This is a genomic window from Roseateles sp., from assembly GCF_031397715.1.
Lineage (GTDB): Bacteria > Pseudomonadota > Gammaproteobacteria > Burkholderiales > Burkholderiaceae_C > Paucibacter_A.
The window spans coordinates 1-22580 of sequence record NZ_JANNMI010000193.1 but is presented as its reverse complement, the minus strand read 5'-3'; the positions used below and the strand labels follow the sequence as shown (position 1 = coordinate 22580).

The following is a 22580-nucleotide window of genomic DNA, read 5'->3' as shown; positions in this document are numbered from 1 at the left end:
CTTTGCCGTCATGCTGGCGGCCGGCCTCAGCCTGGAGCAGGCGATGCGCTGGGCTAACCGTGCCGGCGGCATCGTGGTCGGCAAGTTCGGCACCGCCACCGTCAGCTATGAGGAGTTGCAGTCTTGAATTGGAATTTGCAGGACAAACTGCTGGATGCGGCCGGGCTGGACGGTGCGGCCTTGGCGGCCCGCCTTGCCGTCTTGCCGCGCCCGCTGGTCTTCACCAACGGCGTGTTCGACATCCTGCACCGCGGCCATGTCAGCTATCTGCATGCGGCGCGCCAGCTGGGTGCCAGCCTGATCGTCGCCATCAACACCGACGCCTCGGCGCGCGGCTTGGGCAAGGGCCCGGAGCGGCCCATCAACCGCGCTCTCGACCGCGCCCTGGTGCTGGCGGGCCTGGCGGCGGTGGACTGTGTGACCTTCTTTGATGAGGCTACGCCTTGCGCCTTGCTGGCGCGTGTGCGCCCCGACCTCTACGTCAAGGGCGGGGATTACGACATGGAGCTGCTGGAAGAGACGCGCCTGGTGCGTTCCTGGGGCGGGCGCGCCGAGGCGCTGTCCTTTGTCGACGGCTACTCGACCACGGCGTTGGTGCGCAGCCTGCGCTCGACCTGAATGAAAAAAGCGGCGTTTTTAGACCGCGACGGCGTGATCAATATCGACCACGCCTATGTCGGCCGCTGGGAGGACTTCGAGTTCGTGCCCGGCGCCGTCGATGCCATGCGCAAGCTCCATCAGGCCGGCTACGCGCTGGTGGTGGTGACCAATCAGTCGGGCATCGCGAGGGGCAAATACAGCGAGGCCGATTTTCATCGCCTCACCGAGCAGATGAGGGATTACTTGCAGACCCAGCAGGTGGAGCTGGCGGCGGTCGAGTTTTGCCCGCATTTGCCGGATGGCCAGGTGGCCGAGTTCCGTATCGACTGCGGTTGCCGCAAACCGGCGCCGGGCATGATTTTGCGCGCGGCGCTTGAGTTGGAGCTGGATCTGGCGGCCTCGGTGATGTTCGGCGACAAGTCGTCCGATATCGAGGCGGCGCAGGCAGCCGGCGTCGGGCGGGCGTTTTTGCTGGCCAAGGATGGGCGGGGCGAGCCGGCTGAATTGCCAGTTAGCTTGGTGGCCGAGCGCTCAAGCAGCTTGGCGACTGCGGCGGCGGTTTTGCTGGGCTAAGCGGCGTCCAAGGGCCGTCCCGCGCGCTCCACCAGCTCGGCGCTGGCCTCGGCCCAGGTTCTGATTGGCGTCGCTTTGATCAAGGCCTCACGGGCTTGCAGGGCCGCGTGGTCGTTGAGGTAGTGGCTGAGCTTGGCCTGCATTTCATCCTCATCAAAGGGGTCGAAATAGTCGGCATGAATGCCCGCCGCCTCGGGGATGGAGGTGGCGTTGGAGGCCAAGCAAAACTTACCGTAGGCGACCGACTCCGCCGCCGGCAGGCCGTAGCCTTCGATGGTGGACGGGAACACGGTGAACAGGCAGTTCTGGTACAGGGTGTTGAGCAACTGGTCGGAGGCCTTTTCCAACAAGATCAGCTTGCCCGCCAAGGCCTTGGCCGCGCCGAGATAGTCGCTGAACTCGCGGTAGCTGCCGCTGAGCTCACCCAATAACACCAGCTTGACGCCGCCGTCTGCACCCGCCAGCACCAGCTTGTGCCAGGCGCGCATCAAGCGAATCTGGTTTTTCGAGGCGGCAATTCTGCCCACACAGAGCAGGTAGCGGCCGGGCTCCAACCCCTCGGGCAGGGCGGTCGGGGCCAAGCCCATGGCATTGATGTTTTGCCCAAAGCCCAGCTTCACGACCGGTTTCTCGAAGCCGACAAACTCGTGCATGTAGTTGATGATTTCGCCGCGGTTGTAGTCAGAGCTGGTGAAGAAGCGGTCGAAGGTCTTGAAGGCGGCGATGACGAAGGTCAGAAAACGCTTGGCCGTGCCGGCCTGCTTTTCGCCCGGGATCGGGATCATGTCATGCAGGAACAGCTGCGGCCGGATGCCAAACTTGTCCTTCAAGCGCTGAATATTGGCGACATAACCTTCCATGGTCCAGTCGCGGCCGATGCTGAGAAGAGCGTCGCCGGGCTTGAAATCAGGTGCTTGCGCAGGGCGTTCGAACAGCCAGCGCTGGGTATGAAAGCGCAGATGGCCGCCGAGGGTGTGCAGCAAACATTTAACCGGCCGGTGCGCATATTTCTGGCGGTAGTCGGGCCAAGGGGAGAGCCGTGCGTTGGGGCACATTTTGAAGAACTTAGGCCTATCCATCTGCGCCCGGCTGCTCAAGACGTCGGCCATATAGCGCACGAACTGATTGCTGACCAAGGCGACATTGCGGCATTCCCGGCCGTAGAACATCAGACATTGAGCGCCGTGATCCAAGGCATTGACGGCATAGTTGATATGCACGCGCTGGATGCCGGTGACGGTGGATTTGCGCCGCACCCAAAGGATGAGGTCGGTGACGTCAATGTAGATCATGGGCTGTTGGGATGCTCAGAAATACTGCGCTACGCGTATATCTCTGTGGGGTCAGTGCGGTTTTCACGGGGTCTGAGATGGCTTGCCATTCAAGTCACTTTGTCGTTTCAATTGCATGAATGGCTTTTTCAATAAATTAAATATAACCGTCTTGATATTTTTCTTCAGGTAGTATTTGTAATTGAATTTTAGTTTTACTTTTTTTCTCCTGTCGCCAGTCAATTCTATTGTGGAGGAGAGTGAATTTTCTGATAAACCTATGCAGTTCGGAATGATCATTTTTACCGGAAAGAATTTCTCCTGAAAATACTCCCACTTGTCGGCGACAACATACGCTGGGAATATATTTTCAGACAAAATTTTCGCGGCTGCTTGGGTAATAAAATATGCGGACGAACTGATGCTTCGGTAGGAGTCGTGCATTGAATATTTCTCATTGATCATGACATCGTTCTTATTCGATTCATATCTATCCACGAAATTTAGAAGCACGACGACTGGAATGTCTCCCGGATATATTTTTTCTAAATCCGTGAGCAATTTTTCAATGTGGCAGTCGGTGATGCAGATGTCATCCTCTAGGATGACGGCGCTGGGGAGGCGTTCTGTGACAATTTTGTTATATATTTTTATGTGACTGAGGGCGCAGCCTATTTCGCCCGGCGTCATTTTTCTGTTGAATAACTCAATGGATTTTTCTTCGTTGTAGTTTATTTTAATAGCTTCAGCCGAAAAGAGTCGACCATCGACCGCTTCTATGAAGCTAAAATTCAATTTGCATTTTTGCATTTCATTGATAATGGAATCTCTTCTTTCAATATCCCGTGGGAGATTGATGACGAAATAGTTCATTTCAATTTTCTCCAGTCAATGGAAGCTGAGGCTGCGTGCTTGGTTTTCTTCTGGGTGGCGCGGCGTCAGCGCTCAGGTAGGTTCGACTGAAGCCAAGACGGCGGTGACCTGCGCGGCGGTGATGGCTTTGACCCAGTCGCTGCGGTTCAGCGTGGTGATCACAGTGCTGTTTTTCTCATCAATCGGTGCCCACTCTGGATTCTTTTGACGCATCAAGGCGATCACCGGGGTATGCACCGCATTGGCCAGATGCATCACCGCGGTTTCTACCGAAATAATCAAGCCGCACTGGCTCAATATCGCCGGCAATTGAAAGAAGTTCTCGTCGGCGCTGAACAATTGCACCCGCGCTAAGCCCTGGCTGGCGAAATACTGGCGCGCCTTGTCCATTTCCCAGGGCACCACATTGACCACAAAACAGGTTTGCGCCCAGGCCGGCATTTTGCGCATGGCCTGAATCAACTCGACCACGCGGGACAAGGGCCAGCAGCGCTTGTTGTTCTTGGCAAAGGGGTTGATGAAAACCGGCGGCGCGTGGCTAAAACCCCATTGCTGCAATTGCTGCCGGGCGGCCGCCAGCCATTGCTCTGGAATATCGAGCGAAGGGAAGCGCCCGGCCTCGTCCAATTGCATGCCAAAGAAGGATTGGAACCAGCCGGCGTAAATGGCCGTAATGTGCTGGCCGGGCTGCCTCAAACCATCGGGATTCAAGGCCGTATTCAATTTCCGGTAGGCGATGCGGCGCTGGATAGCAAAGAAGGCGGGCTCGTTTTTCATGCCGGCGACAAAGCCGTCCGGGCTGATTTCCCTCGCCAGGCTCGCATACAGATGGGGCCGCAGGGTCGCCAATGAAACCACCAGCGGATAGTGCTGCTCGCGGGCCTCATCAATCGATTGCCGATACAGCGCCGGGCTGTAGGTTTTGTCATAGGTTTTGGCGACAAAAGGGCAGGCCGCTAACCAGTCATAGAGGGCGTATTTTTTCAAATGCACCCAGTCCGCTGGGCGGCTGCTGCGGCGCAACTCGTCAACCCAGATATGAACTTCGATATGCGGGAAGCGGCGGGCAAAGGCTTGAAAGAAATTCTGCAAATAGGTGTAGTCACCCAAGGCCAGGTGGGTGATGAACAGAATCTTTTGCGACTTCGCCAGCAGGTCGCTGGGCACGAGTTGGGGTGACATAGGCATTTAGGTTTTGCTCGCTTGCTGGACTTCGGCTGCGGCCCTCAAGACACGGGCCACATCCAACTGGCGCATGCAGTCATAACGGCCATTGCAAGTGGGTTTGCGGTTGCAGGGCGAGCAGTCTAGCCGCTCATAGAGGACCTGGGTTCGAGCGTCGGGCCCGCGCAAATAGGGGGTGGTGGAGCCGAACAAGGCCACGCTGGGGATGTTCAAGGCGATGGCCATATGGGTCAGGCCGGTGTCGACGCCGACCAGCAAAGCAGCGTCGTTGATGACGGCGACGGTTTCGTCGAGCTTGAACTGGCCGACCAGATTGAGGATGCCGTCATGGCTTGCGGCGATGCGCTGCGCTGCGGTCAGATCGGCCGGCCCACCGAGCAGCAAAGGTGTCAGGCCTTGGGCGATTAGGCCGTCCGCGAGGCCGGCCCAGTGGCTCTCTATCCAATGCTTTTGCGGCCGCGTGGTGAAGGCGGCCAAGACGGCGTACTTGGGCCCGACCTTGGCGTCCTTCAAGCGGCTGCGAGCCTGTTGCAGGGCGAGTTCGCCGACGGCCAGATCCATCCGGTAGCTTGAGCTGTCGGCGCCGAGATAGACCGCCAGATCGCGGTATTCATGGGCGACGATGGGCAGCTCGCCCGCAGCCGGCAGCGCCGGCCGCACGCTTTCATGCATCAAGTACTGGCTGGATTCGCGCGGCTTCAGGTTGACGCGCCTGGGTGCGCCGGTGAACCAAGCCATCAGGCCGCTTTTGAGCAAGCCTTGGGGATCGATGACCAAATCGAACCGGGCGGCCCGCAGGCTGGCCCGAAAGCGCCAAATCTCGCGCAGCGCCTGCAGCCGCTTTCCTTCTCGCCACAAGCTCTTCCAGTGCGCCGTCGGTAAAACAATCACTTCGTGCAAGCGCGGGTTGTGTTTGAGCAGCGGCGCGGCCGGAGCCTCCACCAACCATGTGATCCGCGCCGCGGGCCATTGGCTGAGCAGTGCCGGGATCAGGCCCGAGCTCAACACCACATCGCCCAAGGCGCTCAGACGGACGATCAGAACTCGATCCAAGGCCTTGGGCGGCCTACTCGTCGACATGGTGCGGCGGATAGGTGTCCCAGTTCAAGCAACCCGGGCATTGCCAGAAGTAATGCTGGGCTTCGAAGCCGCAGGCGGCGCAGCGGTAGCGCTGCAGCGGACGCACGGCGCGGTCCAAGGTGGCCGCGACCAAGGGTGCCTCGGCTTCGCTGAGTTTGAACTGGGCTTGGGTCAAGAGCAAGCGCGCGGCCGACAGATTGGGTTGTTCGCGCAAATGGCGCGTCAGGCGTTCGCGCTGCAAATCGGCCGCCGGCTCCAGCTTGGCGATCGCCTGCAGCAAGTGCATGCCCGGTGTGCGGCCGTATTGATCGCTCAGAATGGCCAAGGCGCGCTGCTGGCAACCACAGGTCTGCGCCGCCTCGGCAAAGTCGCGGGCGACCAAATTGAAGGCTTCCGGGTTGACCGCCAGCAGTTCCGCATAAGCCGCCATCGCCAGTTTTGGCTGGCCCAGCCTGGCCTGCATCTGCCCGCCCAACACATGGGCGCGGGCGGCGTTTGGCGCTTGCTTGCGGGCTTCGGCGAGCAAGGCCGCGGCCTCAACATCCTGATCGCGCGCCTGCGCTTCGAGCGCCAACTCGCACAGGTAATGCGCGATGCGGGTGGCAAAGGAGGCGGTGCCGGTTTGCTCCAGATGGCGCGCCACATCGGCGGCTTTGCGCCAGTCGCGGGTGCGCTCGTACAGGGCCAGCAAGGCCAGCTCGGCCTCGTTCTCGAACGGCGTGCCGGCCAGCGCCGTGAAGGCGGTCTCGGCGCGGTCAAACAGGCCGGCCTTGTAGAAGTCTTGCGCCAGGGCGTGCTGGGCGCGCTCACGCTCCGAGCGCGGCAGATCTCCGCGCTGCAGCAGATGTTGGTGCACCCGCACCGCACGCTCGTATTCGCCGCGGCGGCGAAACAGATTGCCCAGCGCGAAATGCAGTTCCGAGGTGTCGGGGTCGTTTTGCACCGCCTCGATGAAGGCATCAATGGCCTTGTCCTGCTGCTCATTCAGCAGCAGGTTCAACCCGGTGAAATACGCCTTGGGCGAGCTTTTTTGCTCGCGTTTCCATTGCCGTGTGTCGAGCTTGGACGCCAGCCAGCCGATGGCAAAGGCGGCCGGCAGCGCGAAGAGCAGCCAGCGAAGATCAAATTCCATCGTGGATCACGCTCGGGGCTTGCACTTCGTCCTTGCCGGCCGGCACTGTGACCGGGGGGCTGCGGTGCGCATTGCGACGGTGATGCCACCAGGCGGGCACCATCGCGAGTACGCCCAGGGCGCAACCCATGCCGAAGGCCAGCAAGACCACGATTACCAGCGGCGAGCGCCATTCATGGCCGAAAAACCAGCGCACGACGACCTCGTGGCTGTTGTTCAGCGCGAAGGCGAAGAGGGCAAAAAAGAGGAAGGCACGGAAGGCCCAAACAAGGATACGCATTGAGCGGGATTCTAGTGCCCGAGCCGCTGCGCTCCAGGCGCCTTAGCCCGCAATCTGTTGCGTGGCGAGCAATTCTTTGTTGGCATCCACCCCTTCGCGCAGCGCTTTGCCTGGCTTGAAGTGGGGCACCAACTTCTCGGGGATCAAGACCTGCTCGCCGCTGCGGGGGTTGCGGCCCATGCGGGGGGGGCGGCGGTTAACCTGGAAGCTGCCGAAGCCGCGAATCTCGATCCGGTGGCCACGCGCCAGCGAGTCGGACATGGCGTCCAGAATCGTCTTGACGGCGAACTCGGTGTCACGCTGCGCCAGTTGGCCGAAGTGCTCGGCCAGCAAAACAACGAGGTCGGATCGGGTCATGGTGCGGGGCTTTGAAGTTAGGACGTTTTCATAAAAAAGGCCCGCGCTCCTTGCGGAGGCGGGCCTGTCTGGTAAACCGTCGAGGGATTGGCTAAGCCTGAAGGGCCCAGCCAATAGCCGTCGATTTAGCCTTGGTTGTCCAGCTTGGCGCGCAGCAATGCGCCCAGGCTGGTGGTGCCGGCGTTTTCACGCTCGCTGGTGGCCGACAGACGCTGCATAGCTTCTTGGTTGTCAGCGTTGTCCTTGGCCTTGATGGACAACTGGATGTTGCGAGTCTTGCGGTCGATGCTGACGATCAGCGTCGAGACTTCGTCGCCTTCCTTCAGCATGGTGCGGGCATCTTCCACGCGGTCGCGGGAGATTTCCGAAGCGCGCAGATAACCCAGCACTTCGTCGGCCAACTCGATCTCGGCGCCACGTGCGTCAACCGTCTTGACCTTGCCGCTCACAACCATACCGCGGTCATTGACCGTGGTGTAGGTGGTGAACGGGTCGCTGTCCAGCTGCTTGATGCCCAGGGAGATGCGCTCGCGCTCGACGTCAAAGGCCAAGACCAGGGCTTCGACTTCTTGGCCCTTCTTGAAGTTGCGCACCGCTGCTTCGCCGGTCTCGTTCCAGGACAGGTCGGACAGGTGCACCAGACCGTCGATGCCTTGCGCCAGGCCAACGAACACGCCGAAGTCGGTGATCGACTTGACGGGGCCCTTGACGCGGTCGCCGCGCTTGACGGTTTCAGCGAAATCTTCCCAAGGATTGGCCTTGCACTGCTTCATGCCCAAGGAGATGCGACGCTTGTCTTCGTCGATTTCCAGGACCATGACTTCGACTTCATCACCCAGGGTGACCAGCTTCGAAGGAGCAATGTTCTTGTTCGTCCAGTCCATTTCGGACACGTGCACCAGACCTTCGATGCCCGGCTCGATTTCAACGAATGCGCCGTAGTCAGCGATGTTGGTGATCTTGCCGAACAGGCGGGTGCTGGTGGGGTAGCGACGTGCCACACCGAACCATGGATCGTCGCCCAACTGCTTCAGACCCAGCGAGACGCGGTTCTTCTCGGCGTCGAACTTGAGGATCTTGGCGGTCAGTTCCTGACCAACAGTGACCACTTCCGATGGGTGACGCACACGACGCCATGCCAAGTCGGTGATGTGCAGCAGGCCGTCGATACCGCCCAGGTCCACGAATGCACCGTATTCGGTGATGTTCTTGACCACGCCCTGAACGATGGCGCCTTCGGCCAGCGTTTCCAACAGCTTGGCGCGCTCTTCGCCCATCGAAGCCTCGACCACAGCGCGGCGTGACAACACGACGTTGTTGCGCTTGCGGTCCAGCTTGATGACCTTGAACTCCATGGTCTTGCCTTCGTACGGGCTCATGTCCTTGACCGGACGTGTGTCCAGCAGGGAGCCCGGCAGGAAGGCGCGGATGCCGTTGACCAGAACGGTCAGGCCGCCCTTGACCTTGCCCGACACGGTACCGGTGACGAAGTCGCCCGATTCCAGCGCCACTTCCAGCGACAGCCACGAAGCCAAACGCTTGGCCTTGTCGCGCGACAGGATGGTGTCGCCGTAGCCGTTTTCGATCGCGTCGATGGCGACGGAAACGAAGTCACCGATTTGAACTTCCAGCTCGCCCTGGTCGTTCTTGAATTCTTCGATGGGCACGTAGGCTTCGGACTTCAGGCCGGCATTGACGACCACAAAGCTGTGCTCGATACGGACCACTTCGGCGGAGATCACTTCACCGGCGCGCAGGTCGGAACGCTGCAGCGACTCTTCGAACATGGCGCCAAAGGAGCCAGCTTCGAACGAAGTAACTTCGGCGAGATTCTTGATTTTTGTCATGGTGTTTCCTGTGTCGGCGCGGCCAAGGCGTTTGACGGTCCGACTGTGGGTGTCTGACGTTTGACCGCCGGACGGGTTAGGTTGTGGATATCGCCGACTGCAGCGAACCTTGGCTTTGCACCAGGCTCGAAAGCCGAAGTCGGCGGGTTTTATTGAGACTTGCCCGGATCAACGCTGATCCGAAAAAGGCCCCGCTTTGGCCCACCAAGCCAGCACCACATCCGTTGATTGCTCAATGGAGAGGGCCGAGTTGTCGAGCGCCAGCGCATCTGCGGCAGGAGCCAGGGGCGAGGCCTTGCGGGATTTGTCCTGCAAGTCACGCGCCTCTAAATCTTGACGCAAGCCCGCGATGCTAGCCGAAATCCCCTTGGAAATCAATTGCTTATAGCGCCGCTCGGCCCGAGTTTCGGCCGAAGCCGTGAGAAAAACCTTCAACCCGGCGTCCGGGAACACGGCCGTGCCCATATCGCGGCCGTCGGCCACCAAGCCGGGCAGGCGGCGGTAGTCGAGCTGCAACTGGTTCAGCGCGTGCCGCACCTCGGTATGGGTAGCGACCTTGGAGGCCAAGAGGCCGGTGGTTTCCAGGCGCAGCGCTTCGGTGATGTCATCCTCGCCGAGCGTTACGCGGCCCTTGCGGAAATGCAAGTCAAGCCGCGCCGCTACCGCCGCAACCGCCTGGCCGTCATCCAGGTCAACGCCGGCGCGCTGCGCGGCCAGGCCGCTGGCGCGGTACAGCATGCCGGAGTCCAGCACCACATAGCCCAAAGCATGGGCGACCTCGTCGGCCAGCGTGCCCTTGCCGGACGCGGTTGGGCCGTCGATGCAGATGACGGGAATGTCTTTGCTGCGCGCCTTACTGACCTCGAACAGGGTCTCGAAATAGTCAGGAAAGGTCTTGGCCACGCAATGCGGCTCAAGAATCCGCACCGGCACGGCCGGGCTGGTCTTGCCTGCCACCAGGCCGTTGAAGGCGGCGAGCGAGAAGCACATCGCGATGCGGTGGTCGTCGTAGGTGTGAATGCTGGCCGCGTTCCAGCTCAGCAGTGGGTGCACGCGCAGCCAGTCCTGGCCTTCTTCGACGGTGGCGCCGAGCTTGCGCAGCTCGGCCGCCATGGCGGCGATGCGGTCGGTTTCCTTGACGCGCCAGCTGGCGATATTGGTCAAGGTGGTCGGGCCGTCGGCATACAGCGCCATCACGGCAAGCGTCATCGCCGCGTCGGGGATGTGATTGCAATCCAGGCTGATGCCGCGCAAGGGCCAGGCCCCGCGCCGTACCTCCAGCCAGTTAGGCCCGGCCTCGACGCGCGCGCCCATCGCCTGCGCCGCTTCGATGAAACGCACATCGCCTTGCAGCGAGGCGCTGCCGACGCCTTCGATGCGCAGTGGCGCCTCGGTGGCGGCCAGCGCGCCCAGGGCGACAAAGTAAGAGGCCGAGGACGCGTCGCCTTCGACGTGCACCGCACCGGGCGAGCGGTAGCGGCTGCCGGCAGGAATCGTAAAGCGCTGCCAATCTTCCCTCTGCACCTGGATGCCGAAACGCTTCAGCAACTCCAGCGTGATGTGAATATAGGGTTTGGAGATCAGCTCGCCGACCACCTCGATCACCACGTCTTGCTCGGTGGCGACCAAGGGCAGGGCCAGCAGCAGGGCGGTCAGGAACTGGCTGGAGACATCGCCGCGCACCTTGACCGGCTGGGCCAGATCCAGCTTGGACGGCCCAGTGAGCTTCAAGGGCGGATAACCTTCCTGGCCCAGACATTCGATTTGGCAGCCGAGCAGGCGCAGGGCGTCGACCAGGTCGCCGATCGGCCGCTCATGCATGCGAGCGACGCCGCTGAGCTCGAAGTCACCACCCTGTGTCGCGGCCAACAAGGCCAACGCAGCGGTCAGCGGGCGCATTGCCGTGCCGGCATTGCCGAGGAAGAGTTGAGCCGCATCGACCTTCAGCCGCCCGCCGATGCCGGTGACTTGCAGCACGCCGTGGTCGGAGGTTTCGAGCCGGCAACCCAGCGCCTTGAGCGAGTCCAGCATCACGGCGGTGTCGTCGCTGTCCAGCAGGTCGTGCACCTCGGTGACGCCCTCGGACAGGCCGGCCAACAAGAGTACGCGGTTGGAGATGCTCTTGGAGCCGGGCAAGCGCACGGTGCCGCCGGCACTGCGCAGCGGCGGCAGATCGAGGAAGGGGATTTTGAACATGGCTATCGAGAATAAATGGGGCAGCCGGGCGGGCCCTATTTGGCCGGGCGCGGCGCGGTCAGGTTCCACTGCGCACGGGCTTCTGAGATCAGGCGAATGCGCGCCTCTAGGCCGGCGGAGTCATCGTCCCTCAGCAGCGTTTCGATCGCGTCCAAAGCCTGGCGAAAGCGCTGTGACTGGACCAAGACCTCAGCCTTGTTGGCCATCAGAATGTCACGCCAGACGGCCGGCTCGCTGGCTGCGATGCGGGTGAAATCTCGAAAACCCGGGCCGGCCAGGCTCAGATAGTCGCGCCCCGCCGGTTGCGCCGCCACCGACTGGAAGTAGGCAAAGGCGAGCAGATGCGGCAGATGGCTGACTGCTGCAAAGGCGGCGTCATGGTTTTCTGGCGTCATCTTGAGCACCCGCGCGCCCAACGCCGACCACACATCGGTGGCGCGTTGCACCAAGTCCGCGTTGGTTTGCGGCAGCGGCGTCAAGATGACTTGGCAGTCGGCGTACAGCGACGCGGCGGCATTTTGCACGCCGCCGGATTCTTTGCCGGCGATCGGATGGGCCGGCACAAAGGCGTCGATATGCTTGCCTAGAGCGCGCTGGGCGGCCGCGACCACATCGGCCTTGGTTGAGCCAACATCCATCACCAGCACGTTCGGGTTGACCATGTGGCGGATCGCCTTCAGCGTCGCCTCGGTGGCGGACACCGGCACGGCCAGCAAGACGATGTCGGAGCCCGACACAGCCAACAAGGCCGATTCGGCCGCGACATCGATGACACCCAGGCGCTTGGCCAACTCGGTGGTGGATGGCGACTTGCTGTAGCCGACCACCCGTTTGACCAGGCCGGCCTTCTTCATCGCCAAAGCAAATGAGCCGCCCATCAAGCCGCAGCCAATGATGCCGAGCTGATTGAACATCAGGGCCACTTGCCTTATGCCTTCAAAGGGTAGGAGCCGATCACCTTGAAAAAGGCACTCAGCTCACGCAACTCGGCCAAGGCCGCCGCCACATTGGGCTGTGACGGGTGGCCATCCAAATCGATATAGAAGTAATAGTCCCACTGGCCGGTGCGGGCCGGGCGTGACTCCAACCGGGTCATCGACACGCCGTGGGTCTTCAGCGGCACCAACAGGTCGTGCATCGCGCCGGGCCGGTTCGGCACCGAGACGATCAGGCTGGTGCAGTCATGCGCCGACGCGGGCGGCGTGGCCATCGTCTGCGGCAGGCAGATGATGGCAAAACGGGTGCGGTTGTAGGCTTCGTCTTGCACCGCATGCGCGACGATGTGCAGGCCAAAAATGGTCGAGGCGCGGTCGCTGGCGATCGCTGCCCAGGCCGGGTTGGTGGCCGCCAGGCGCGCCCCTTCCGCATTGCTGGACACCGCCCGCCGCTCGGCATTCGGCAGATGTTTGGACAGCCAGTTCTGGCACTGCGCCAAGGCTTGCGGATGCGCCAGCACGGCCTCGATGCCGTCTTGCGAGTTATCCAGCCGCATCAGATGGTGGCGAATCAAGAGGCTGACCTCGCCGACCACATGGGTGGGGGTGTGCAAGAACAGATCCAAGGAGCGCGTCACCACGCCCTCGGTCATGTTCTCGACCCCAACGACCCCGTACTGCGCGCTGCCCGAGGCGGTGGCGTGGAAGACCTCGTCAAAGCTATTGCAATAAATCAGGTCGGCCGCGCCGCCAAAATACTCGATCGCGGCCTGCTCGCAGAAGGTGCCCAGGGGCCCGAGCACGGCGACGCGCTGCGGGCTTTCCAGCGCCAGGCAGGCCGACATGATCTCGCGCCAGATGGCGGCCACATGTTCACCCTTCAGCGGGCCGGTGTTGGCGGTTTTGATCTTCTCGATCACCTGTGCCACGCGGTCGGGGCGAAAGAAGGGCGAACCTTCGCGGCGTTTGATCTCGCCGACCTGCTCGGCCACTTGGGCGCGATGGTTCAGCAGGGTCAGCAGTTGGGAGTCGAGTGCGTCGATCTGCTGGCGTAAATCCAGCAATTCCGGTGCGCCTTGTGTTTCAGCCATGTGCAGCCTCAAAGTCCTTCAGATACGCCACCAGGGCTTGCACGCCTTCGAGTGGCATGGCGTTATAGATCGATGCACGCATGCCGCCCACGGACTTGTGGCCCTTGAGTTGCAGCAGTTGTCGCTCTTTCGCTCCGGTCAGGAAGGCTTGAGTGAGGGTTTCGGTATTGAACTTGCCGCTCAGGTAGAACGGAATATTCATGCGTGAGCGGCAGTCGGCTGCCACGCGGTTTTCAAACATGGGGGAGGCGTCCAGCGCCGCGTACAGCAGCTGCGCCTTGTCGATATTGCGCTGCTCGATCGCCGCCACGCCGGTCTTGCCTGCGTAGCTGAAGCGCTTGAGCCACTGGAACACCAGGCCGGCGACATAGATGCCAAAGGTCGGCGGCGTGTTGTACATGGACTTGGCCTCGGCCACGACCTTGAAATCAAAGGCCGTGGGGCAGATCGCCAGCGCATGGCCGAGCAGGTCTTCACGCACAAAGACCAAGGTCAGGCCGGCCGGGCCGATATTCTTTTGTGCGCCGCCAAAGGCTAGGCCGACGCGTGACCAATCGATGCTGCGCGAGAGTTGATGCGAGGAGCAGTCGATCACCAGCGGTGTGGTGTGCCCCAAGGCCATCAGGTCGGGCAGCTCGTGAAACTCGACGCCGTCAATTGTCTCGTTGGAGCAGATGTGGACGTAGGCTGCATCACCGCGCAGCTGCCAGCTGGCCGGCGCGGGCAGGGCGCGGAACTTGGCTGAGGCACCGCTGGCAGCGACGCTGACGTCGGCATAACGTTGTGCTTCCTCTGCGCTCTTGGCCGACCAAGAGCCGCTGACGACCACATCAACCTTGCCGCCTCTCGACAAGTTCATCGGCACGATCGCGTTCTCAGCCAAGCCCCCGCCCTGCATGAACAGGATGTGAAAATTGGCCGGCACCTGCAGCAGCTCGCGCAAATCGGCTTCCGCGGCGCTGGCAATCGAAGTGAACTCCGCGCCGCGGTGGCTCATCTCCATCACGCTCATGCCGGAGCCCTGCCAGTCCAACATTTCGCCAGCAACCTGGCTCAACACCTCTTCAGGCAAGGCGGCTGGGCCGGCGGAAAAATTGAACGGGCGACGGCTCATCGAATCGGTGCGAAAGCGAAGGGTTTACTTCTTGGCGGGAGCAGCGGCCGGGGCGGCCGGCTTGGGCGTGACGCCCAACTGCTTGGCAATGCTCTGCTGCAAGGTCTTGAACTTGGTGTCCAGCCCAGGACCGACTTCGGCCATCAGCTTTTGACCCAAGGCGTTTTGCATCTCGGCACCAATTTGCTGGTACTTCTTGCTGGCCGGGGATTCCAGCCACGCAATGATCTGCTTCAGCTCATCTTCGCTGAACTTTTCGTCCAACATCGGAGCCCAGACGCTGGACGACATCTTGGCACCCTTGTCTTTCACCATCGGCACGGCGTCGTCGACGAACTTGCGCACTTCGGCTTCAATCGCTTTGGCGGTCGCTTCGCGCTTCTCGGCGGGAACCTGCGTTTGCAGGGCCTGGCCAGCACCTTGCATCAACTGGCCGACCGGCTGCTGAATCAGCATGCGGGCAATGTTCTCCACGCCGGGTTGTTGCAGCTGAATCAGCTTAGCAATCAGCTCCTTCTTGGCGGCCGACGGCGCGGCAGCAGTAGGCGTGGCAGCGGGAGTGGCGGCCTGAGCGAAGCCGGCATTAACGCAAACTGCGAGGGCCGCTGTGGCCAAAATCTTCATGGACTTGTTCAAGCTTATTCCTTGTTAGTGTCGTCAAGAGCGCCACCGTCTTCGGTGGGTGCGCCGTCTGGGGTTTCGGTGTCGAGGGCATTGCCTTCATTCGCATCGTTTTCGACGATGCGTTGCAGGCCCGACAGTTTAGAGCCGTCGTCGAGTGCAATCAGTGTCACGCCTTGCGTGGCGCGACCGAGTTCGCGAATCTCCGAAACCCGCGTGCGCACCAGCACACCGCGGTCGGTGATCAGCATGATCTCGTCATCCGGACGCACCAGTGTCGCGGCCACCACGCGGCCATTGCGCTCGGTTTGCTGGATCGCGATCATGCCTTTGGTGCCGCGGCCGTGGCGGGTGTACTCAAGGATGTTGGTGCGCTTGCCAAAACCGTTTTCGGTGGCAGTCAAGACCGATTGCGTGCCGTCATTTTCGGCCACCAGCATCGCGATCAAGCGCTGCTCGGGCTCCAGCATCATGCCGCGCACACCGCGCGCCGTGCGACCCAGCGAGCGCACATCGTCTTCGTCGAAGCGCACCGCCTTGCCGCCGTCGCTGAACAGCATCACATCATGCTTGCCGTCGGTCAGCGCGGCGCCGATCAGGTGGTCGCCTTCGTCCAGCGCGATCGCGATAATGCCTGACTTGCGCGGGTTGGCGAAGTCTTCCAGCGAGGTCTTCTTAACCGTGCCCAGGGCGGTGGCCATGAAGATAAAGTGGCCTTCCGGGAAGACGCGGAACTCGCCCGTCAGCGGCAGCACGACGGTGACTTTCTCGTCTTGCTGCAGCGGGAACATATTGACGATCGGCTTGCCGCGTGAATTGCGCGAACCCTGCGGCACTTCCCAGACCTTCAGCCAGTAGACGCGGCCACGGTTGCTGAAGCACAGCAGCCAGTCGTGCGTGTTGGCGATGAAGAGCTGGTCGACCCAATCATCGTCCTTGGTCTGCGTCGCTTGCTTGCCGCGTCCGCCGCGTTTTTGCGCCCGGTATTCGCTCAGCGCCTGGCTCTTGATGTAGCCGGTGTGCGACAGCGTCACCACCATATCGGTCGGCGTGATCAGGTCCTCGGTGCCGAGCTCTTGCGGGTTGTGCTCGATCGAGCTTCGCCGTGCGCCGATCTTGGTCTGGCCGAACTCCAGGCGAACTTGTGACAGCTCGTCGGTGATGATGGCGGTGACGCGGGCCGGCTTGGCCAGAATGTCGAGCAAATCGGCGATCTGCGACATCACTTCGCGGTACTCGGCCACGATCTTGTCCTGCTCGAGGCCGGTCAAGCGCTGCAGACGCATCTGCAGAATTTCGCCGGCTTGGTCGTCGGACAGGCGGTACAGGCCGTCGCTCTGCATGCCGTAAGCTGGCGGCAGACCTTCGGGGCGATAGGCGTTGCGGCCGCCTTCGGTGTCACCCTCGGCGCGCGCCAGCATTTCGCGCACCAGCGAGGAGTCCCAGCTCTTGGCCATCAAGGCGGCCTTGGCGACAGGCGGTGTTGGCGAAGCCTTGATGGTGGCGATGAACTCATCGATATTGGCCATCGCGACGGCCAAGCCTTCCAGCACATGGCCGCGGTCGCGGGCCTTGCGCAGCTCGAAAATCGTGCGGCGCGTCACCACCTCGCGGCGATGCTCCAAGAAGACGATGATCAGCTCTTTCAGATTGCACAGCTTGGGCTGGCCGTCGATGAGCGCGACCATATTCATGCCGAAGGTGTCTTGCAGCTGCGTCTGCTTGTACAGATTGTTCAGCACCACCTCGGGCACTTCGCCGCGCTTGAGCTCGATCACCACCCGCATGCCGGACTTGTCGCTCTCGTCCTGGATGTGGCTGATGCCTTCGATCTTCTTCTCGTGCACCAGCTCGGCGATGCGCTCCAGCAGGGTCTTTTTGTTGACCTGATAGGGGATCTCGTCAACGATGATGGACTGGCGCGAGCCCTTGTCGATGTCCTCGAAGTGGACCTTGGCACGCATTACCACCTTGCCGCGGCCGGTGCGGTAGCCGTCGCGGGCACCCGACAGGCCGTAGATGATGCCGGCGGTTGGGAAGTCCGGTGCCGGGATGATCTCCATCAATTCATCGATGGTCACATCGGGGTTCTTCAGCGCGTGCAAGCAGGCGTCGATGACCTCGTTGAGGTTGTGCGGCGGGATGTTGGTGGCCATGCCGACGGCAATGCCGGTCGAGCCGTTGACCAACAAACTCGGCAAGCGCGTAGGCAAAACCAAAGGCTCGCTTTCCGAGCCGTCATAGTTTGGCCCGAAATTGACGGTTTCTTTGTCAATATCGCCAAGCATTTCATGCGCGATTTTCGCCAGCCGGATTTCGGTATATCGCATCGCGGCGGCGTTATCGCCATCGACCGAGCCGAAATTACCCTGGCCGTCAACCAACATATGGCGCATCGAGAAATCTTGCGCCATCCGCACGATGGTGTCATACACCGCGGTGTCGCCGTGCGGGTGATATTTACCAATCACATCGCCGACGATACGAGCGGACTTTTTATAGGGTCGATTCCAATCGTTATTGAGCACGTGCATCGCGAAAAGCACGCGTCGGTGCACCGGCTTCAAGCCATCGCGTGCATCGGGTAGAGCACGTCCCACAATCACGCTCATCGCGTAATCGAGGTATGAACGCCGCATTTCCTCTTCGAGGCTGATGGGCAATGTTTCCTTGGCGAACTGGGTCATGCGCTTGTGCTCGACTCACACCCAGCGGGTGCGGCCTGCATCGTTGAGGACGGAAGACGGCATTCTAAAGGCCTGCGGCTGTAGCTGCGACGCAACAGCAGCCCTTACCTTGCCGTCAAGCACCGCCACAATACGAAGTTATCGGTGCCCTATGGCACAATCGATGAGTCCCTAGGAGAAACCCGTACTTCGGGAATCCCCGAGGTTTTTTGTTCCAGTACTAGGCAATCGCAGGGCAACTGCGGCATTCCTTGAGAGGAGAATCATGAAGAAATTGAATCGAGTGGCGTCGCTTTTCGCTATCGCAGCGGTTGCCGCGTCCGGCGCTTTCGCGCAGACCACGCAGCAAACCATCGATAACTGGCGCGCTACTGATGGCACCGCTGTCAAGAACGGTACCAACGAGCTGTGCTGGCGTGACAGCAACTGGACGCCCGCAACGGCACTCCAGGAATGCGACGGCGCTTTGAAGCCAGCCGTCAAGGCCGCTCCTGTTGAGCCAACACCGGCACCGGTGGCTGCTCCTGTCGCACCCAAGCCCGTAGTTGTGCCTCCAAAGCCAACCAGCGAAAAGGTGACTTTCGCCGCTGACGCATTCTTCGACTTCGACAAATCGGTGTTGAAGCCAGAAGGTAAGGCCGTGTTGGCTGACCTGTACGGCAAGACCAAGGCGTTGAACCTGGAAGTCATCATTGCCGTGGGTCACACCGACTCCATCGGTACTGAAGAGTACAACCAGAAGCTGTCGGTTCGCCGTTCGGAAGCCGTCAAGGCCTATTTGGTGAGCTTGGGCGCCGAGAAGAACCGCGTCTACACCGAAGGCAAGGGCAAGAAGGCTCCTGTTGCTGACAACAAGACCGCCGAAGGCCGCGCCAAGAACCGTCGCGTTGAGATCGAAGTGGTCGGCACACGCGACACCAAGTAATCAACAGCCAAGCGCTGCGGCGCTCGGCTAGTTGATTGTTAAAAGCCCCGCTGATGCGGGGCTTTTTTCGTTGGGTGAAGGGGCTCATGCACCAAAGCCCTATTCGCCGCCGATGACCAGCAACCTCTTACTATCAACCACCATGATGATCAATGCCGACCCCCAAGAGCTTGCCAAGTTTGGTAATTTGGCCCACCGCTGGTGGGATACCGAGAGCGAGTTCAAGCCCCTGCACCGGATCAATCCGCTGCGCCTCGATTGGATTTGTGGCCTGAGTCCCTTGGCCGGCAAGCAAGTCCTAGATGTTGGCTGCGGCGGCGGTATTTTGAGCGACTCTATGGCGCGCCGAGGCGCGCAGGTGCTAGGCATAGACCTGGCCAGCAAGGCGCTTAAGGTGGCAAAGCTGCATGCGATGGAGGCAGGCACCGAAGGCGTGGAATACCGCGAGATCGCGGTTGAGGCCTTGGCGGCTGAGCGGCCGGCGAGTTTTGATGTCGTGACCTGCATGGAGATGCTGGAGCATGTCCCGGACCCCGCTTCAGTCTTGCGCGCTTGCGCCGAGCTGGTCAAGCCGGGCGGCTGGGTGTTCTTGTCCACCTTAAACCGCAATCTCAAGTCCTTCTTGTTTGCCATCGTGGGCGCCGAATACTTACTCAAGATGCTGCCGGCCGGCACCCATGAGTACGCGCGGTTTTTGCGCCCCTCGGAGCTGGCGCAGTTTTGTCGCGATGCCGATCTTGATCTGCAATGCAGCCGCGGCCTGAGCTACAACCCCTTGACCCAGCGCTACAGCTTGGGCGCGGACACCGACGTCAACTACCTCTTGGCTTGCCGCCGGCCGCTATGACGTCTGAACTTCTTTCGGCTTGGCAAAATTCACCATTCACCGTTCAGGCATTGCTGTTTGACCTCGACGGTACCTTGGTGGACAGCGCGCCGGACCTGGCGGGTGCAGTCAATGAAATGCGCTTGAACCGAGGCATGGCCACCTTGCCGCTGGAAGCGTTGCGGCCCCATGTGGGTACCGGCGCGCGCGGCATGTTGAATGTCGCGCTGCAGCTGACGCCTGAGCATGCAGATTACGAAGCCAGCAAGAGCGAATTTTTGGATCGGTACGAGGCTCGCATCGTGCAGGAAACACGCTTGTTCGACCAAGTGTTGGAACTTCTGAAGTCGCTGCAAGTCGCCGGTATTCCTTGGGGCATCGTGACCAACAAGGCCGAGCGATTTGCAATGCCTTTGACCCGCCAACTTGGTTTGGATAGTGCTGCCTTTGCGGTCATCGGTGGCGACACCACCGCACATTCAAAGCCTCATCCGGCGCCGTTGCTGGAGGCGGCTAAACGCGGCGGCATGGATCCGCAGCGCTGCATTTATGTGGGTGACGACGAGCGCGACATCATTGCCGGGCGAGCGGCCGGCATGGGAACAGTAGCTGCGGGCTGGGGATATTTGGGCAAAGGCAAGCCGATTGAGGCCTGGGATGCCGATATTGTCCTTTCTTCGCCATCCGGGATCTTGAAGTTGCTCGGATTGGCCTAAAATACAAACTTCGGGGGCCGACCAGGTTTCGACGTGGGTGCGGATCCGGAGTAGGGCATGCCGAGCACCAGTTCGCTCGTAAAACCACTGGAAACAAAGTAACTGCAAACGACTCTACGTTCGCACTCGCCGCTTAATTGCGCGTGAGCTTCTCAACGGTTGGCCAATGGGCCGGGCTTAAGTCGCAAGGCTGAAGGCTGAGAAGTCATTCACATTGGCTGGTTCTGCACCGGGTTACAAGGTACGGGACAAGATTAAGTGACTGGCGGGAAGGATAGCGTGCCACTGCGCGATTCAACCGCGAGATTCAAATCAGACGGCTAAGCATGTAGAACTGCCCGGTGATGGCTTGCGGACGGGGGTTCAATTCCCCCCGGCTCCACCAATATAAAAACCCCTAAGTAGTTGATTTACTTAGGGGTTTTCTCTTTTCAGGCATTTTATTTTTGTCCTGATCCGTCCTGTTCCGTCACCCGTCTCACATGCGATTCACATTTTTTTCACATGTGAATCAACTGGCGCCCAAAGTAGTTGGACGCCGTATTGGCGGGGCGGCCGATCAAAGCCCAGCTTCTCGCCCTCTGATACCCAGCGCCCATAAGTGCGCTGCACCATTTCTACGGTCTTGTGCCCGAGCAGCTTGGAGATAAAGGCAGGGTTGTCGCCCTGGCTGAGCAACTGACTGGCAAATGTATGGCGTAGCTGGTACGGGTTGCGGTAGGCGATCCCAGTGTCTTTGTGGGCGGCCTTCCATATCCTGGCCAGCGTGCTGTCGCGCCAAGCGCCGTCTTTTGCATCGGCTCGGGTGTTGGTGAAAACGCGCTGGCCCGCCAGCTGCGTCAGCTCGCGCATGCCCTCCAGCGCTTCCAGTGCCGCCGGCAACAGCGGGATGGTCCGCACGCCCGCCTTGGTCTTGGGCCTGGCCTTGTCCTTGCCTTCGGTTGTCGTCTCTTGAATGTGGACCGTCCTGGCTTCCAAGTCGACGCGCGACCAGCGCAGGCCGACGAGCTCGCCGGTGCGCACGCCGGTGAATGCCCAAAACTGAAAGGCGTACCGCTCGCGCAGGTTGGTCAGCTTGCCGAGCAGGATCTTCAATTCGCCAGCCGTGTATGGCTCAGGCTCGAAGTCGCTTGTCCGCTTGTCGACGGGGACCAGCTTGGCCAGCGTCACGCGGTCGATCGGGTTGAACGGTATCAGCTCATCGGCCACCGCTTCATCCAGCACGCCGCGCAGTGGCAAGAGCCGGTTTCGGATCGTCTTGAGGCTCACCGCTTGCGTGCCAACCCAATCGCGGATGTCGGCCGGCTTCAGGTCGGCCAGGCGCTTGTCGCCGCACCAGGGGATCAGGTTGTTTTCGATGGCCTTGCGGTAGCCGGCGAAAGTGCTGGCCTCAAGCGTCAGCTTCACGCGGTCGCGATAGGCTTCCAGCAAACCCTTCAGCAGCTTCGATTGAACCGGCGCGTGGCCGAAAACCTGCGCGCGCGCCGAGTTCGGGAAGTAGTCGACGTAGCGGAATTCGCCTCGCTCGATCTTGCCCATGATCTCGGCCCGCGTCCGCATGCAATATTGCTCATTGGCCTTGCTATGCGGCAGGTCGACCACTTCACGGCATTGCACGCCGCGATACGAAAATGCAACCTGATAGACCTGCTTGTTCTTGCGGCTCAGCGGCGTGACGCCGATCACGCGCTTTTTCCGTGCAGGTGGGCTGGGGTCTTTCCCGCTGCCCAGTCGTTCACCGCTTTCAGATTCACCCACAGCTCTGCACTCCCTTCAGGTTTACGGGCGTGGATGTCCCGAAGCCACTTGCCGGTACGCAAGCGCTTCTCTACCGCGTCCGGTGTTTCCCCGGATTCTTGGCAGTATTTGGACAATCGGACCCAATAAAGCATGGGAGTGTAGGACTTTGGGGTTTGGGTGAATCAGAAATCCAGCCGCTGCCCGAGCAGCTTGGCCATGTCGTTGTGGATCAGCGCCACCAGCCTGTCGAGCTCGGCCGTGATCCAGCGGGCCGTCGGGTAGAGCGGCGGCGGCACTTCGCGCTGCAGTGGCCGGCGGCCTGAGCCGTGGCAGCCTGAGCACGCTGCCGTCGTCAGCCGGCCGGCGCCTTCATCGGTGCCTTCGATCAGCGCTTCAACAAAGCCGGTGCCATTGCAATAGCCGCACACCGGGGCCAGCCACCATTGCAGCGTCGAGACAATTAGCTGCTGCCGTGCGGGCTTTGTCATTGGCCGGCGACGTTGCTTCAGCAGGTTCTGCACCACCCAGCCG

The 22580-nt window shown here is 61.0% G+C and carries 21 protein-coding genes, 1 other RNA gene and 1 pseudogene; 7 read left to right on the top strand and 16 right to left on the bottom strand.

Annotated features, from left to right (window positions below; all coding sequences use genetic code 11):
- The 3 genes and pseudogenes from RMO57_RS08295 to gmhB form a co-directional block, all read left to right on the top strand.
- Positions 1-127 (top strand): annotated as a pseudogene (locus RMO57_RS08295) (D-glycero-beta-D-manno-heptose-7-phosphate kinase); the annotation flags it as partial.
- Between the two features lie 20 nt (positions 128-147).
- Positions 148-618 (top strand): adenylyltransferase/cytidyltransferase family protein, encoded by a 471-nt coding sequence (locus RMO57_RS08290; protein WP_310385724.1) that lies wholly within the window; start codon positions 148-150, stop codon positions 616-618.
- Entirely contained in the window at positions 619-1173 is a 555-nt protein-coding gene (gene gmhB / locus RMO57_RS08285; protein WP_310385722.1) for a D-glycero-beta-D-manno-heptose 1,7-bisphosphate 7-phosphatase, read from the top strand.
- Here the strand turns inward: gmhB and RMO57_RS08280 are convergent.
- The 14 genes from RMO57_RS08280 to gyrA form a co-directional block, all read right to left on the bottom strand.
- Positions 1170-2465: a glycosyltransferase gene (locus RMO57_RS08280; protein WP_310385721.1), complete on the bottom strand. Its 1296-nt coding sequence runs from the start codon at positions 2463-2465 to the stop codon at positions 1170-1172. The two genes, gmhB and RMO57_RS08280, sit on opposite strands and share 4 nt — an antisense overlap.
- A gap of 63 nt (positions 2466-2528) precedes the next feature.
- The gene (locus RMO57_RS08275) at positions 2529-3317 is read right to left on the bottom strand and encodes a glycosyltransferase family 25 protein (protein WP_310385720.1); all 789 of its coding nucleotides are present in this window, start codon (positions 3315-3317) and stop codon (positions 2529-2531) included.
- A 72-nt stretch (positions 3318-3389) separates the two neighbouring features.
- Positions 3390-4499: a glycosyltransferase family 9 protein gene (locus RMO57_RS08270; RefSeq protein WP_310385719.1), complete on the bottom strand. Its 1110-nt coding sequence runs from the start codon at positions 4497-4499 to the stop codon at positions 3390-3392.
- A gap of 6 nt (positions 4500-4505) precedes the next feature.
- Positions 4506-5582: a lipopolysaccharide heptosyltransferase II gene (gene waaF, locus RMO57_RS08265; RefSeq protein ID WP_310385718.1), complete on the bottom strand. Its 1077-nt coding sequence runs from the start codon at positions 5580-5582 to the stop codon at positions 4506-4508.
- On the bottom strand, positions 5569-6714 hold the full coding sequence (gene lapB, locus RMO57_RS08260; RefSeq protein ID WP_310385717.1) for a lipopolysaccharide assembly protein LapB: 1146 nt from the start codon (positions 6712-6714) through the stop codon (positions 5569-5571). The genes waaF and lapB overlap by 14 nt, the downstream gene beginning before the upstream one ends.
- On the bottom strand, positions 6704-6994 hold the full coding sequence (locus tag RMO57_RS08255) for a LapA family protein (protein ID WP_310385716.1): 291 nt from the start codon (positions 6992-6994) through the stop codon (positions 6704-6706). Before RMO57_RS08255 ends, lapB begins: the two co-directional genes overlap by 11 nt.
- Before the next feature lie 42 nt (positions 6995-7036).
- Entirely contained in the window at positions 7037-7351 is a 315-nt protein-coding gene (locus RMO57_RS08250) for an integration host factor subunit beta (protein ID WP_310385715.1), read from the bottom strand.
- Positions 7352-7476: 125 nt separating this feature from the next.
- Positions 7477-9198 carry a 30S ribosomal protein S1 gene (gene rpsA / locus RMO57_RS08245; protein WP_310385714.1) on the bottom strand — a complete coding sequence of 574 codons (1722 nt, stop codon included), beginning with the start codon at positions 9196-9198 and terminating at the stop codon, positions 7477-7479.
- 168 nt (positions 9199-9366) lie between these two features.
- Positions 9367-11394: a bifunctional 3-phosphoshikimate 1-carboxyvinyltransferase/cytidylate kinase gene (locus RMO57_RS08240; RefSeq protein ID WP_310385713.1), complete on the bottom strand. Its 2028-nt coding sequence runs from the start codon at positions 11392-11394 to the stop codon at positions 9367-9369.
- A 35-nt stretch (positions 11395-11429) separates the two neighbouring features.
- The gene (locus RMO57_RS08235; RefSeq protein ID WP_310385712.1) at positions 11430-12308 is read right to left on the bottom strand and encodes a prephenate dehydrogenase; all 879 of its coding nucleotides are present in this window, start codon (positions 12306-12308) and stop codon (positions 11430-11432) included.
- 14 nt (positions 12309-12322) lie between these two features.
- A complete protein-coding gene (pheA, locus tag RMO57_RS08230) occupies positions 12323-13420 on the bottom strand; it encodes a prephenate dehydratase (protein WP_310385711.1) in 1098 nt (365 codons plus the stop codon).
- Positions 13413-14534 (bottom strand): 3-phosphoserine/phosphohydroxythreonine transaminase, encoded by a 1122-nt coding sequence (gene serC / locus RMO57_RS08225; protein WP_310385710.1) that lies wholly within the window; start codon positions 14532-14534, stop codon positions 13413-13415. The genes pheA and serC overlap by 8 nt, the downstream gene beginning before the upstream one ends.
- Positions 14535-14558: 24 nt before the next feature.
- The gene (locus tag RMO57_RS08220) at positions 14559-15170 is read right to left on the bottom strand and encodes a DUF2059 domain-containing protein (protein WP_310385709.1); all 612 of its coding nucleotides are present in this window, start codon (positions 15168-15170) and stop codon (positions 14559-14561) included.
- A 2-nt stretch (positions 15171-15172) separates the two neighbouring features.
- Complete coding sequence (gyrA, locus tag RMO57_RS08215) at positions 15173-17842, bottom strand: DNA gyrase subunit A (RefSeq protein ID WP_310385708.1); 2670 nt, start codon at positions 17840-17842, stop codon at positions 15173-15175.
- 265 nt (positions 17843-18107) lie between these two features.
- Here gyrA and ompA point away from each other — a divergent pair, with 265 nt between their 5' ends.
- From ompA to ssrA, 4 genes are all read left to right on the top strand, one after another.
- Positions 18108-18767 (top strand): outer membrane protein OmpA, encoded by a 660-nt coding sequence (gene ompA / locus RMO57_RS08210; RefSeq protein ID WP_310385707.1) that lies wholly within the window; start codon positions 18108-18110, stop codon positions 18765-18767.
- A gap of 142 nt (positions 18768-18909) precedes the next feature.
- Positions 18910-19614 (top strand): bifunctional 2-polyprenyl-6-hydroxyphenol methylase/3-demethylubiquinol 3-O-methyltransferase UbiG, encoded by a 705-nt coding sequence (gene ubiG, locus RMO57_RS08205; RefSeq protein WP_310385706.1) that lies wholly within the window; start codon positions 18910-18912, stop codon positions 19612-19614.
- 50 nt (positions 19615-19664) lie between these two features.
- On the top strand, positions 19665-20309 hold the full coding sequence (gene gph / locus RMO57_RS08200; protein ID WP_310385705.1) for a phosphoglycolate phosphatase: 645 nt from the start codon (positions 19665-19667) through the stop codon (positions 20307-20309).
- Positions 20310-20322: 13 nt separating this feature from the next.
- Positions 20323-20694, top strand: a transfer-messenger RNA (tmRNA) gene (ssrA, locus tag RMO57_RS08195).
- 104 nt (positions 20695-20798) lie between these two features.
- On the opposite strand, the gene RMO57_RS08190 is transcribed toward ssrA, so the two are convergent.
- Both RMO57_RS08190 and RMO57_RS08185 read right to left on the bottom strand, forming a co-directional pair.
- Positions 20799-21995 (bottom strand): tyrosine-type recombinase/integrase, encoded by a 1197-nt coding sequence (locus tag RMO57_RS08190; RefSeq protein WP_310385723.1) that lies wholly within the window; start codon positions 21993-21995, stop codon positions 20799-20801.
- 236 nt (positions 21996-22231) lie between these two features.
- Positions 22232-22580: hypothetical protein (locus tag RMO57_RS08185; RefSeq protein WP_414896392.1), on the bottom strand; the 349-nt coding region annotated here is incomplete at its 5' end.